The organism is Macellibacteroides sp., from assembly GCF_050251695.1.
Taxonomy (GTDB): Bacteria; Bacteroidota; Bacteroidia; order Bacteroidales; family Tannerellaceae; genus Macellibacteroides; species Macellibacteroides fermentans.
The window spans coordinates 16,183-30,733 of the sequence record NZ_JBFWMI010000011.1; the positions used below are offsets into that span (position 1 = coordinate 16,183).

A 14,551-nucleotide genomic window follows, 5' to 3' on the forward strand; every position below is an offset into this window, starting at 1 on the left:
AGTGCCATACCAGGGCTGTCTTTTTGATTTCAAGTTTGGAACGGGGTGTTTTGTCTACAAACTGCTGTAAGATACGCAGTATCTCGTCGTCCCATAACACATGGTGGATGTTTTCGAACCAGGTGCCATTCTGCTTATAAAATGCTCCGTGTTCGGCAGCCAGACTTAACGGCAGGTTCCCGAACCAGGCGTCGAGGGTGGCGTGATCCCGTCCGCTGCTTATCACCACATGGTTGTTCTTGTCGTCGCAAAGCCGGCTAAGCGTAGTGATAAGCTCGGTGGTGGGGATGGCATCTTCGGGTTTGCTCCTGAAGGGCGCCAGGGTGCCGTCGTAATCGAGTATTAGCAGCCGCTTGCCCGCCTTCTGATAGGCCTCCTGAATCTCGGAAGTAATACGTTCCTTTATTCTTTTCTTGTTGAAGGCCACATTCTGGTTGCGGATGGTTTCCAGTTCGTTTACAAAATCGTTTGCCCATTTGTTGACGGTCTGCCGCGATATCTTCTGCTGCATCAGCTTCATGTTCTTAAGCTGTTCCTGCTCCGGCATCTGCAGTGCATCCAATATGGCCTTCTCGATCTGTTCCAGGTCGTTGGGGTTTACTATGATGGATTCGGTAAGCTCGATGGCAGCTCCGGCCATTTCACTTAATATAAGTACGCCGGGCGAGTCTCTTTTGGCTGCCAGGTATTCTTTAGCCACCAGGTTCATGCCGTCGCGCAAGGGGGTTACCAGTGCTATGTCTGCAATGTTGTACATGGCCACCAGTTCGTTAAAATCGAAGCTGTGATAGAAATAGTACACGGGTGTCCAGTTGATGGTTGAATACTTCCCGTTGATAGCCCCGATCAGCTTGTCTATCTTCGATTTCAGGTCGGCATAGCTTTTTACATTATCCCTGGACGGCACGATGATCATAGCCAGCGAAACCTTCTCCTTGAACTCGGGATGATTTTCGAGAAACAATTCAAACCCTTTGATACGGTGGAGGATTCCTTTGCTGTAGTCGAGGCGGTCTACCGACAAAATCAGTTTATGGTTGCCGTACATCTTCTTCAGCTCATCGGCTTTGGCCTGTACCTCCGGTTCCAGAATGGCGTCGTGGTAAAGGTCGTAGTTGATACCCATCGGGAAAGCATCCACAAAGATGGTACGGTTACCTATTTGAACCTGGTCCAGTTTGAAGCGCAGATCAAGCACACGCTCTGCCGCACTCACAAAGTGCCTCATGTAATCGTGGGTGTGGAACGCAATCAGGTCGGCACCCATCAACCCATTGAGCAGCTCGTCTCGTTCGGGCAATACCCTGAACAGCTCGTAGGAAGGAAAAGGAATGTGATGGAAGTATCCGATACTGATTTTTTTGACTGCATTACGTAGCATCTGGGGCAGCAGCATCAATTGGTAATCCTGTACCCACACGATGTCGCCGGGCTGGATGTGCAGGGCGGATACCTGGTTAAAGATTTCGTTTACCTGTTTGTAGTATTCCCAATAGATGTTTTTGTAGTGTATGTAGGAGTAAAAATAGTGGCACAGGGGCCAAAGAGTGCTGTTGCTGTAACCTTCGTAATAGTTCTCGATCTGCTCGGGCGATAGAAAGACGGGATGGAAATTAAACTTGGAAAGATGTTCCGTTATTATTTCTTTTTCCTGGTCAGTCTCCGTATGAACACCGGGCCATCCGATCCAGTGTTTCTCAATTTCCATGTCCAGCGAACCGAGTCCCGTGGCCAGCCCTCCTTCGCTTCGGGTAAATTCGAATGTATTGTTGCCTGTTTTAGAGGCCTTCAAAGGTAGTCGGTTAGATATGATAAAGAGTCTCATATATTATTAATTTTAGAAAAGCCAGCATGCGGCTTAATTTGTGTAGATTTACAAATATAATTTTTTTTCGGCTTAAATCCAAAAATTGGTATTAATTAATGCAAATTATTAATCATATTGTAATGTAAAGTCCGTTTTTCTTCTTTATTTCCGGTTACATACCATCCTTAATTTCCACGTATTAAAAATAAATTGCTACTTTTGCCAGCTCTATTATTTTATATCCACAACATTCTTAATTCCGTTTTAATTCCGTGCAAGTAGTAAACGAAAAAATTATCCATCAAATAAATAAGGGCGATTCAAGGGCATTTGAAGAGTTATACAATGCCTATTATGTCTATTTGTGTGCGGTGGCGACCAAATTTGTTTACGTACCCGAAATTGCGCAGGAGGTTGTTAACGATGTGTTTTTGCGTGTGTGGGAAAACCGGTCTACGTTGGTCTATCCATGTTCTTCTTACCTGATCCGTGCGGTACAGAACCGCTGTCTTAACCATTTGAAAAAGAGACAGCTGGAGGAGGTTTCGTTGTCGGATGTGGAGGATAATTTAATTGAATTCCAGAAACAACAGATAACCCAGGATGAGCATCCTTTGTCTTTTCTGGAGAATAAGGAGTTTGAGGAGACTGTGAACCGGGCAATTCAGAAGTTACCGGAAAAATGCCGTGAGATTTTTGAACAGTACCTCTACCTGAATCTTTCGTACGATGAGATTGCATCGTTGAATAAGATTACACCCAGCACCGTAAGAGGGCAGGTGCGGATCGCTCTTGCCAAGCTAAAAGAACAGCTCCGCCATTTTACCTTGTCTTTTTTCTCCTTTGTATACTGATTTTTCTATTTTTATTTGATCCTCTTCAGTGTGCTGATATAAAGCATCTTAGATTGCATCTACCTTCTTCTAGTGTTATTTTATGTACAATTTTTTAAAAATATATTCATTTCTTTTAAACAGAAATGAAACAACCGCTGTATCTTCTTATAAACGAACAAATCTCCTTACAACGGAGGTTAACCGATAAATTGAAATAGTATGCATGACGAACATATAGAAGACAGGTTATTTGATTATTTCTCCGGACGGCTATCGGAGGAAGATAAGGCGGCATTGCTCCGGTGGATTGAGGAGGATGAAAGCCACAAACAAATTTTTTCCGAAATGTCCGACTGGTGGGCTACGGCACATGTGCCTCTTTTCGCATCGGAGATGCGTGAGAACTTCGCTACCAGATTGTCGCCGCTGCTAAAGAAACAAAACGGATCTGCCCGCAGTTTGTTCGGCAACGCTTGGTTTAAGGCAGCTGCTTCTTTGCTGCTGCTGATCTCGTTTAGTGTGGCGTTTTACTATGTGGGCCGTAAAACGGCTGTTCAACCCGAGGAGATGGCCTGGTTTGAAACGGTAACTCCCTACGGTGCCCAGTCGAAGGTAGTGCTCCCCGACAAGTCGGTTGTATGGATTAATGCGGGTTCTTCCCTAAAGTACAATAAATCATTCAATAAAATAAACAGAGAGGTGTATCTGGAAGGGGAGGCCTATTTTGAGGTGTCTCACGATTCCCTGAAGCCTTTCATCGTTAAATCGGATGCCCTGGATGTAAAGGTGCTGGGTACCCGTTTTAATGTTAAGGCTTACGAGAATGATCAGACGGTGGATGTATGCCTTATCTCCGGAAAAGTGGATGTTCATTTCAACGAAGAGGCTTCGGCATTGCCCAATGTGATTCTGAAACCCAACCAGCTGGTGTCGTACCACCGGTCTTCGTCCACTATGGACCTGAAGGAGACTAAGGCTTCGGATGCTTCTGCCTGGATAGGAGGGAAGCTCAAGTTCAGCGAGCTTTCGTTTGCCGACATATCCAAACAGCTGGAGCGCCGTTTTAATGTGAAGATTATCCTTAAAAGCAATTCCCTGCGAAAAGAGATATTTACCGGCAGCTTCGATAATACTTATTCGCTGAATGAGATTTTGCGCGAGGTGGATGTGGATAACAAATATGTATGGACGAAAACAGATTCGACGCTGATTATATACGATAGAAAAAAATGATTGTTAACTAAAATAATAGATGTATGAGATACTAAACAGAAGACTTAATGATTTAAAACTAATTTTTTTTGAATTTGCACTTTACTGATTAAATCTAAAACAAAATGAAACGAAATTTTTTGAAAAAAAATGGGACAATGTTTCTGACTGCCTGCTTGCTGTCTGTGTTACCCATACAGTCGCAACTACAGGCTTCGGAGCTACAAACGTCAACCATCACTGTAAAGCTTAAAAGCTCTACTTTGCGGGAATTGTTCGATGTTATCGAGTCAAAATCCCAATACTCCTTCCTTATCAGGAATAACGACATCGATTTGAACGAACGTGTCTCTATCGACATGGAGAACAAATCGATTGAAGAGATTCTTGTAAACGCCTTAAAAAATCAAAACGCTAAATTTGAACTAAAGAACAATCGCATTATTATTTACAAACCACAGAACACCGTAAATAATGCTGTTTCAGAGAAACAAATCACGCAACAGGCCGCCAAAGTTACAGGTACTGTCGTTGATGCCTTAACCGGGGAACCGGTTATAGGCGCCAATGTACTTGTAGCTGGAACATCCAATGGAACAAGTACCGATTTTGACGGTAACTTTTCGTTGGATGTTCCGGCTAATGCCACTCTTGAGGTTACTTATATAGGTTACCTGAAGACAATTATCAAAGCTACTCCCGGTAAAAAGATGACCATCAGTATCAAAGAGGATACGCAGGCGTTGGGCGAAGTAGTGGTAGTAGGTTATGGTGTACAGAAAAAGGAGAGTCTTACCGGTGCCATGCAGGTGGTAAGTAAAGACAAACTGATGGATGTAACCACGCCTACGGTAGAAAATATGTTGAGCGGCAAGGCTCCGGGTGTATATGTAAACTCCGGATCAGGTCGCCCGGGCGATGTAGGCGCGATTGTAATTCGCGGTAAATCGACCGTAAACGGAAGCACGGATCCTCTGTGGGTTATCGACGGCGTAATCGTTGGTGACGGTGCCGGTTCATTGAATCCTTCGGACATCGAATCCATGTCTATCCTTAAGGATGCGGCTTCAACAGCCATCTATGGTTCGCAGGGAGCCAACGGGGTTATTATGGTGACAACCAAAAAAGGTAAAACAGGTAAGGCTACCATCAATGTTTCTGCCAAGTTAGGTATTACTGAACTTAACAAGGGCAACCTGGAGGTAATGAACGGCGAAGAGTTGTACGACCTGTATAAATCATTCAGCAACCAGGAGCAGATTTCTTTTGGCCGCTGGAACACCGAGTTGCGTAACAGCAATTACGACTGGTGGGATAAAGCTACCCAGCTGGGCTTTGCACAAGATTACAACGTGTCTGTAGCCGGTGGAAACGAGTCGCTGAAGACGTACACTTCGGTAGGATTGTACGACGAGAATGGTGCGGTAAAGGGATACGATTATACCCGTTATAACTTCCGTTTCAATGTAGATTACAAGCCCGCAAGCTGGTTTAATCTGCGTCCACAAGTAAGTGCCTCTCGCAAGGATGTACATGATCAGCAGCATTCGGTAAGTGCCATGTATTCGAACATGCCTTGGGACAGTCCGTATAAAGAGGATGGTACACTGGTGGGCAATGCTCCTAATCCAACCTGGGTGAATACTACGGGTAGCAATTATCTGTACGATCTGCAATGGAATTTTACAGACTATACAACCTACGAGTTTATGGGTAATCTTGACTTCGATATCAAGTTTACAGATTATCTTACCTTCTCGTCTGTAAATAACTACAAATACGAAAACTATTTCTATACAACTTACGTAGACCCACGCTCGTCCGAAGGTCTGTCGGTGAACGGACGTATCACGGATTATTCAAGCAATATGTACCGTGTGTATGCCAACCAGTTGCTTCGTTTTAACAAGACATTCGACCTGCATTCTGTAAATGCATTGGCTGCTTACGAATGGAATACCTACACTGGCAGAGCCAATACAGGTGTTGCTACCGGTTTTGCTCCCGGATTCCTGGTGGCCGATGTGGCCGCAGTACCCGAGAAGGTTGCCAGCAGTCGTAACGAATGGGCTGTTCAGTCTATGATTTTTAATGCAAACTATGCTTACGATAACAAGTACCTGGCTCAGTTCTCGTTCAGACGCGACGGAGCGTCCAACTTCGGGAACAACGCTAAATATGGTAACTTCTTCTCAATAAGCGGTGGATGGAATATCCATAAGGAGAGCTTCTTTACGGCCGACTGGGTGGATAACCTCAAATTACGTGCCAGCTACGGTTCGGTTGGTAACCGCCCCAGTGCTTTGTATCCTCAATATGCGCTTTATAGCTTGAGCGAAAGCTACAACGAACTGCCGGGAGCAATCCTTAATCAGGTTAAAAACGACGATCTTACCTGGGAAAAGACCTATACAACCGGTGTGGGTGTAGATGCTTCTTTCTTTAACCGCGTACGTGTAACATTGGATTATTATCATAAAAATACTTCTGGTTTACTGTATCAGGTGCCATTGCCCGGTATCATCGGGGTTACCAGTATCTGGCGTAACGTAGGTTGTGTACAGAACGACGGTTTCGAACTTTCGGTTGGTGCTGATATTATCAAGTCGAAAGACTGGAACTGGAGTGTGGATGCGAACATCGGGTTAAACCGTAACAAGGTGACCGAACTGTATGGTGATAAATCTGAAATTATCGTTGGCGACGGTGCCGGTATCGCCGGTTCTGCTTCGAAATTGCTGAAACCCGGATTGGATGTGGATACCTGGTATCTTACAGAATGGGCCGGAGTTGATCCTGAAACGGGTAAGGCTCAGTGGTATAAGACCGATGCCAATGGCGAAAGGGTGAAGACTTTCAGCTACGGTGATGCTTCTAAGAATCAGATTGCGATAGATCGTTATACTCCCGATTTCTTCGGAGGATTCTCTACCAACCTGTCGTGGAAAAACTTAGATATGTCGGCTGTATTCGGTTATTCGGTAGGCGGCAAGATTTATAACTATGCCCGTGCCGAGTATGACTCGGATGGTACCTATACAGACCGTAACCAGATGAAACTGCAGGATGGCTGGAGCCGTTGGGAGAAGCCCGGCGATATCGCAACGCATCCACAGGGAATTTATAACAACGGTACGAACTCAAACAAAGCCTCTTCTCGTTTTCTTGAAGACGGATCGTACCTGAAACTGCGTAACCTTACCATTGGTTATAACCTGGCTTTGCCGGAGTGGTATATCTCGAACCTGCGTCTGTTCGTTTCTGGCGAGAATTTGTTTACGCTTACCGATTACTCGGGTGTTGACCCGGAAATACCTCCCCATGATGGGAAAATCACAGGGGTAACAACGGCTGTGTATCCGTCTACCCGTAAGTTTATGTTTGGCCTTAATGTAACATTTTGATTGTAAGAAAAGATGAAAAAGATACTAACAATAGCACTGGCAGCCGCATGTTCATTTACGGCTTGCGACATTGAACGGTTGCCTTATGATAAATACTCGGCAGATAAAATCACCGAAGATAAACAAGCCTCGCTTGATATATTATTGAATGGTTGCTACGCTCAGCTGAAGGGTTGGTCGGATGTAATGCACCGCGTTGGCGAATATGCCGGCGACAATATGATGATAAGGGGTTCGTCTACAGATGCTTTCTATACATTTATATCTTATCAGCATACTCCTTCCAACGGTCGTTTAAATACATTCTGGAATAACAGCTATAAGGTGATCTCGCAGGCAAGCGACCTGATGAAGCTGGTTGAAGAGGGCGAGACTCCCGAAGTTGATCAGCGTCTGGGTGAGGCTTACTACCTGCGTGGTACCATGTATTTCTATCTGTGCAGAGCGTATGGAAGACCTTATTATCAGTCGCCCGAAACAAACCTGGGGGTTCCCATCGTAAACGGATTGCCGGCCGACCTGAACAACCTGGTTTTGCCGGACCGTGCTTCGGTTAAAGATACCTATGCGCAGGCAATTGCCGACCTCCGTAAAGGTGAGGCGCTGATGAATGAAAACAAGACAGCCGCCTATGCCACCCGCGAGGCAGCTCAGGCCATGTTGTCGAGGGTGTACATGTACATGAGCGGTACGTACGAGAACCCCAATACAACCTATGCAGATTCTTCCATCTACTATGCTAAAAAGGTGATTGAAAGTGGTCGTTACCAGCTTCTCAACAGAGAGAATTTTATGAAATACAATACTTTCTCGCCCGAAGACGGCGCACAAACGGAAACCATCTTTGCGGTTAAGCGTGTATCGTCCGAGTTTTCAGGATACGATCATTACTACGGTATAGGTGGTATGTATGCCAACATCGACGGAATGGGCTGGGGTGAAATGTATGCAAGTGCCAAGTATATGGAATTGCTGGATGAGACAGGCCGCGGAAAAGATGCCCGTTCTGCATTCATCGTACCCCAGTATGTAGGTCAGGATGAGAATAAAAAGATTGAAGCCTTCCGCTTTATCAAGGATGTTTACAATGCAAGCGGTGCGCAGACAAACTACAACTATGTTCAGAGCCCGATCAAATACAATACGGATGGTTCTTTGTATGTGCAGATAACAGAGCAGGTTGACGGAAAAGATGTTACCACTACCTATCAGCTTACCGAATTAGATAAGGAACAGGGTTATTATTCAATCAACTACAAAGGCAAGACCTATAAAGGGGTGAAAGATTACATGATGCTCCTGAACAGGGTTTATCCGATGTTCTACATTTACAAGTGCTCAAAACAGGAGGGCGAATCTCATTTGCATTCACCCATCATCTCCCGCCTGGCAGAGATGTATCTGAACCTAGCAGAGTGTTACGCCAAGAAGGGTGACTATGCCAATGCTGTACTTAATTTGAATGTGATTCGCGAGCGTTCGTTACCGGGTCAAGGTTATACTTCGCTTAACGCATCCAATGCCGCCAAACTGATTGATAAGGAAAGACAATTGGAGCTTGCTTACGAAGCAGAACGCAGTTTTGATGTATACCGTAACGGAGGAACATTGACACGCCATTATCCGGGTCCGCATAACGCCATGGAAGAAATTAAGGCAACAGATACACGGGTAGTTCAGTTTATCCCGCAAGATCAGATCAATGCTTACGCAAGCATTAATTGTAAATTGACACAAAATCCCTAAGGATTATTAATAAAAAAACGGACAACAAAACGGATTAATTCCGTTGTTGTCCCGTTTTTAATTTGATAATTGTTTGTTTCGTAAATTTAAACCTTTAATTTTGCGAATTAAACACACACAAAACGTATTATAATTAATTTATTTTAAAAATGGAAAACACGCGCCGATCATTTCTTAAGAAGATGACAGTTGCAGGTATTGGAACTGCAGGACTTGCAGTAGCCAATCATGCTGTAGCAGCTAATTTATCAGAAACACAAGCAAAAAAGAAACCAGCCGGAAAAGACGACGGTAAACTTCGTTTTGGTTTTATCGGAACCGGATCCAGATGTCAGGAACACATTAACAATGTGCTTGCCATTGAAGGAAACAAGATTGTGGCCATTTGCGATATACAGCAAGGACCGCTTGACAGCACACTGAAACATATTGCCAAATTTAACGTAGCAGCTCCAAAGGTATATACAGGCAGCGAACGTGCATTTGAACAGATGCTTAACAACGAAGAGTTTGACTGTGTTATCATTGCCAGCCCATGGGAATGGCACGTACCTATGTCTGTTGCAGCTATGAAGGCCGGCGTTCCGTACGTAGGTGTTGAGGTGTCTGCAGCCAATACGCTTGAAGAGTGCTGGGACTTAGTTAATGTATCCGAAGCAACTGGCAGCCATCTTAATATCATGGAAAATGTATGTTATCGCAGGGATGTGATGGCTGCACTTAATATGACCCGTCAGGGATTGTTCGGCGAGGTGATTCATGCCCGTTGTGGTTACGAGCACGATTTACGTAATATCAAATTCAACGACGGAAAGAACTATAGCTACATACCGGGCGGCGAATTGAAAATGGGTAAAGAGGCTTTTGCAGAAGCTCAATGGAGAACAAACCATTCTATCACACGTAACGGCGACCTGTATCCAACTCACGGTGCCGGTCCGGTAGCCAACTGTTTGGACATCAACCGTGGTAACCGTTTCCTTTCATTATCGGCAATGGCTACTCAATCACGTGGTCTTCATAAATTCGTTGTAGATAACGGTGGCGAAAATCATCCTTTGGCTAAACTACGCTTTAATTGTGGTGATATTGTTACTTCTATGATTAAGTGTGCAAATGGTCAGACTGTTATTGTTACACACGATACCAACTCTCCACGTCCTTATTCTTTAGGTTTCCGTATTCAGGGAACGGATGGCTTGTGGATGAATGACGGCGATCATGTATACATTGAAGGAAAGTCGGCTAAACCTCACTACTGGGATGATTCTGAGGAGTGGTTCAAGAAGTACGACCACAAATTGTGGAGCTCACTGGAGGCGAAAGCCAAAGAAGCTGGTCACGGTGGTATGGACTACATCATGATGTACGACTTAATCGACGCAATCAGAAATAAGAAACCGGCTCCGATGGACTGCTACGATGCAGCTGCATGGAGTGCTATCTCGGGCTTGTCTGAGATGTCGGTTGCCAGAGGCGGTGCGGTTGTTGACTTCCCCGACTTTACTCGTGGTCAGTGGATTCACCGTAAACCGGCATTTGCTCTATAATAAATTGTAACTTTGATCTATGTCTTACTTTCCGAAGTAAGATGTTCAATAATTGATATATAATTTTACCTGAACAAGGGTGTCTCCGTTTGATGAGGCACCCTTTTCTATTTACAGCATACTTGTTTTGTATTAATGATTCCCTGCTTAGCCTTTCGCTTAACCTGCCTGCAGTGGTTCATTATTCTGGTGCATGTTAAAGTAGTTAGTTCCTATACTTTGTAATGCAAGATTGTTGTTCTTTTGTATATTTTATTACTTTTGCTCAAAATACAAGATGTGTGATGAAAGAGCGTTTCCATATTACAAGAAAAGTCCTTATAGGGTATGGCTTACTTATCGCAGCAGCCATCCTTTCGGTAATCTACATTTTTAATATTGTAGAAGAATTTGCAACAGAAAATACAACGGATGATATCTCCAGGCGGAAAGTGTACCTGGTTACCAATACGCAGTCGCTGCTGTACGAAAGCGAAGCATTAAGTCAGTTTGTTGACTTTGGTAAGAAGGCAGATACTACCGAAGTGAATCCCGGAGCGATTCTGGATGAAACCTTCGATCTTGCTCAGCGAAATTTGGATTCGCTCCGTATGCTGTCCAACGATTCCTCCCAACATGTCATTATTGATACGATCAGCTCTCTGATCGAACGTAAGAGATATAACACTAAAGAGCTCCTTAGCATCTGGAATGATGCAGATTTTGAAAAGCTATACAACCAGAACATCAATAAAGTGCTGGCTTCGCAGGATAAACTGGCCAAAGAGGTGGCTATGCTTAAGAAGGTGCAGGTGCACGAAGACACGGTGTTTGTAAAGAAAAAACCAAAAAGTTTCTTAAAACGGGTAGCCGATGTGTTTTCGCCTTCAAAAGGAGACAGCGGTGTAGTTCGACGATCGTCCCGCGAGTATATCGCCGATAAAACGGGCGGAGTATATAATCCGTCGGATACCATTTCGAGTGTATTGAAACGATTGCAGCGCAATGTAGCCGGACAACGGAAAGAACTTTATGCACTTATTGTAGAATATGCCGGGAAGTTGAGATACGATAACCGTCAGATCTCCCGCGAAGTAGATAGCATGTTGCGCGATATCGAGAGTCAGGAGCTGAACGCTTCACTGGAAAGCATGAACAGCAAACAGCAGATAATAGGTTCAGCTTCACGGTTTATCGCGGCGGTTGCCATACTCTCCGTCATAATTGTTCTGTTGTTTGTCTACCTGATCGCTAAAGACGTATCGCGTAGTAAATTCTATCGCAGACAGTTGGAGAAAGCCAAGAAATATGCGGAAGACTTACTGGTGATGCGTGAAAAGTTGATGCTTACCATCAGTCACGATATCCGTGCCCCGCTATCTTCGATTATTGGATATACCGAATTGCTGCAACGGCTCCATCCCGATGGGAGACAGCGATACTATCTGGATAATATGAATGCTTCTTCGGGGCATATACTGGCATTGGTTAACGACCTGTTGGATTTCCATCGCCTCGAGTCCAATAAGATGGAATTCAATATTGTTCCGTTTAATGTATCCTCGCTTCTAAACGAAATCTATCTCAGCTTCAAGCCCATGGCAGATACGAAAGGTTTGAAGTTTGTGATACACGAGAAGAATGAGGCCAAAGATCTTTTTATGGAAGGAGATCCTATCCGAATCAGACAGATTATCAGCAACCTGCTTTCCAATGCCATTAAATTCACGGCAAAGGGATCGGTTGTGCTGGGCTATGAAGTTACCCATGAATCAGGTAAATATACTTTACACATTATTGTTTCGGATCAGGGATGTGGCATTCCGGAAGCCGATAAAAATAAGTTATTCAATGAGTTTACCCGGGTTGCCGGAAGCGAAGGAGCCGATGGATTCGGACTGGGACTGGCCATTACTCATAAGCTGGTAGTGTTGATGAACGGTACGCTCTCCTTCGAAAGTGAAGTGGGAAAGGGCAGTATGTTCTGTGTAGATATCCCATTGGCTGCAACCTCGGTACAAGAGGTGAAGGCGGTTGATGCGGATTTGTCAGCCGTCCAACCATCCGACTCTAAACCATCTCTTCACTGCTTGCTGGTTGACGACGATCCGATACAGCTTGCTCTGGCCAAAGAGTTGCTTGGTTATCAGGGGATACTTGTGGAGAAATGTTCCGATGCTTCGAAGGTAAAAGAGCTGCTTCAGAAAGAGTCCTATGATTTTGTGATTACGGATATACAGATGCCTCAGATGAGTGGTTTCGAACTTCTTAAAGTGATCAGATCGCTTGATAATAAGGAAATAGCATCGATGCCTGTGGTTGCTCTTTCCGGAAGCGTTCCCAACGACTCCGATCTGGCAAACGCCGGTTTTACTGCGTTTCTTACCAAGCCCTATACCCTTAAGCAACTGCAGGATCTGTTAAGAACAATTTTCCCGGATCATATTTCTGCTGCTTCCGAATTAAATTTGGATGCACTTACGGCTTTTGCCGGAGACGATGCCCAGGCGTCTAATGCGATTCTGAAGACCTTTTGCGACGAGACCAGTCATAATCTGAGTCTGTTTAAGAAAGCTTTGGAGAAAAAGGACAGGAAAGAGGCAGCCAGACTGGCTCATAAATTCTTACCCCTGTTCTCTATGATAGGTGCGAAGGATCTGACTCCTGCGCTGGAAACGTTGGAGAAGAAGTCGGACCCGCTTTCGGATGCCGAATGGTCGTCTCTTATGACCAGCTCAATCGATAAAATTGGAAAGATTGTTTCCTCTATACGGCATAAGATTGTAGATTAATTCCACAGGTGTGGCTGCGATTCCTCACTCCTTATATTCTCATTTACGGCCCGTAATTTTACTATGGTCTGTAAATGAGAATATTAATATTATTCTCAAAACAAACGATTCTTTGGCATGATTTTCGATTCTCTTTTAATAACGAACCTGGTTAAGAATGAAAAAGTGGAGGTTGAAGATCATGAAGAAGGTATTTGTTTTTATTGTTGTTCTATCTAGTGTGGCAGCATTGACAATGTTTGTATAAATTGAGAATAAAATATGAGTAGTAATGCAGTAAAAATGGAGGAGAGAGTATGATTATAAGAAAAGAATAGAAATACGAATTTATTTAAGTCTGCAAAACACAAGGAAGCACCTCTTATGGGGTGCTTTTTTGCTTTCAAAGCTTCCTACGTGCAGCCAAATTGAATTTTTTCAAAATCATCTGTCATCTCTCATTTTTGATGGCAGATCCCTTTATTGATGAGGGTTCCGGGCATGACAGATGCTGTGTGACAGATGCTTTTCATCTGTCATCTGTAAGCGTGTTCGCGATGCCGCCTTGTATGGTTTAATAGATTGTAATCAGGCATCCGACCACTTATTATGTTTGAAATTCAATCCTATAGGATCGGGAAATGATTCATATATCTTTGGGCGAAAGTTCATATATCTTTGACAAACAGTTCATATATCTTTGATGAGTGATTCATATATCTTTCAATTTTAGAAGTCATAGGAAACAACGCAAAATGTATATACATTTTAGAGAAAAAGTACCTGCAAATGAGAAGCGAAGTACCTGCAAATTTTCCCTTAAGTAAAAAATATTTTTCCCTTAAGGGAAGTTTTTTTTTCACTTAAGGGAAAATTTACGCAAAGGGGGTGTTGTGACTTTTACTGATTTAAGTATGACTTTTACTGATTTGAGCAGACAATATTAGATTCTTTAACCTGAGAAACCAGACATATCAGAAATGATTCTACTGAAAGTCTGGACACTTTCACAAAATCCATCCTGAAATATTTTACACCCGATGGTTATACCAGAAACAGACATGCTTTTGTGTAAGGGTGGCAGGAGTTCGATACTCCAATCAGATTTCAATAGGGAGTAACTTTTGACGCCGATAAAAATGTTCTGTTTAATTAACTAAAAATTTGGTTGTGAAATAAAGAAAACATATTATTTTCGCTGCGGTATCTTTTGATACTATACGTAGATCAGTAAATCAATTAATTA

The 14,551-nt window shown here is 43.6% G+C and carries 7 protein-coding genes; 6 read left to right on the top strand and 1 reads right to left on the bottom strand.

Annotation, left to right across the window (positions count from 1 at the left end):
• The coding region (locus tag AB7E53_RS03130) for a bifunctional alpha,alpha-trehalose-phosphate synthase (UDP-forming)/trehalose-phosphatase (protein ID WP_446774119.1) at positions 1-1,825 on the bottom strand (1,825 nt) is incomplete at its 3' end.
• Between the two features lie 254 nt (positions 1,826-2,079).
• On the opposite strand from AB7E53_RS03130, the gene AB7E53_RS03135 reads away from it, so the two are divergent.
• The 6 genes from AB7E53_RS03135 to AB7E53_RS03160 all read left to right on the top strand — a co-directional run bounded on the left by AB7E53_RS03135 (position 2,080) and on the right by AB7E53_RS03160 (position 13,326).
• On the top strand, positions 2,080-2,661 hold the full coding sequence (locus AB7E53_RS03135) for an RNA polymerase sigma-70 factor (RefSeq protein WP_079684246.1): 582 nt from the start codon (positions 2,080-2,082) through the stop codon (positions 2,659-2,661).
• 201 nt (positions 2,662-2,862) lie between these two features.
• Complete coding sequence (locus AB7E53_RS03140) at positions 2,863-3,876, top strand: FecR family protein (protein ID WP_446772656.1); 1,014 nt, start codon at positions 2,863-2,865, stop codon at positions 3,874-3,876.
• Positions 3,877-3,980: 104 nt separating this feature from the next.
• Positions 3,981-7,259: a TonB-dependent receptor gene (locus tag AB7E53_RS03145; RefSeq protein ID WP_350457099.1), complete on the top strand. Its 3,279-nt coding sequence runs from the start codon at positions 3,981-3,983 to the stop codon at positions 7,257-7,259.
• Between the two features lie 12 nt (positions 7,260-7,271).
• Entirely contained in the window at positions 7,272-9,005 is a 1,734-nt protein-coding gene (locus AB7E53_RS03150; protein ID WP_446774122.1) for a RagB/SusD family nutrient uptake outer membrane protein, read from the top strand.
• 149 nt (positions 9,006-9,154) lie between these two features.
• Positions 9,155-10,555 carry a Gfo/Idh/MocA family protein gene (locus tag AB7E53_RS03155; RefSeq protein WP_446774124.1) on the top strand — a complete coding sequence of 467 codons (1,401 nt, stop codon included), beginning with the start codon at positions 9,155-9,157 and terminating at the stop codon, positions 10,553-10,555.
• Between the two features lie 284 nt (positions 10,556-10,839).
• On the top strand, positions 10,840-13,326 hold the full coding sequence (locus AB7E53_RS03160) for an ATP-binding response regulator (RefSeq protein ID WP_446774143.1): 2,487 nt from the start codon (positions 10,840-10,842) through the stop codon (positions 13,324-13,326).
• Positions 13,327-14,551 lie beyond the last annotated feature (1,225 nt).

What these genes read in the sequence shown, in the direction of transcription:
- AB7E53_RS03155 (WP_446774124.1), top strand. Translation starts at nt 9,155, where the DNA reads ATGGAAAACACGCGCCGATCATTTCTTAAGAAGATGACAGTTGCAGGT.
- AB7E53_RS03150 (WP_446774122.1), top strand. Translation starts at nt 7,272, where the DNA reads ATGAAAAAGATACTAACAATAGCACTGGCAGCCGCATGTTCATTTACG.
- AB7E53_RS03140 (WP_446772656.1), top strand. Translation starts at nt 2,863, where the DNA reads ATGCATGACGAACATATAGAAGACAGGTTATTTGATTATTTCTCCGGA.
- AB7E53_RS03160 (WP_446774143.1), top strand. Translation starts at nt 10,840, where the DNA reads ATGAAAGAGCGTTTCCATATTACAAGAAAAGTCCTTATAGGGTATGGC.
- AB7E53_RS03145 (WP_350457099.1), top strand. Translation starts at nt 3,981, where the DNA reads ATGAAACGAAATTTTTTGAAAAAAAATGGGACAATGTTTCTGACTGCC.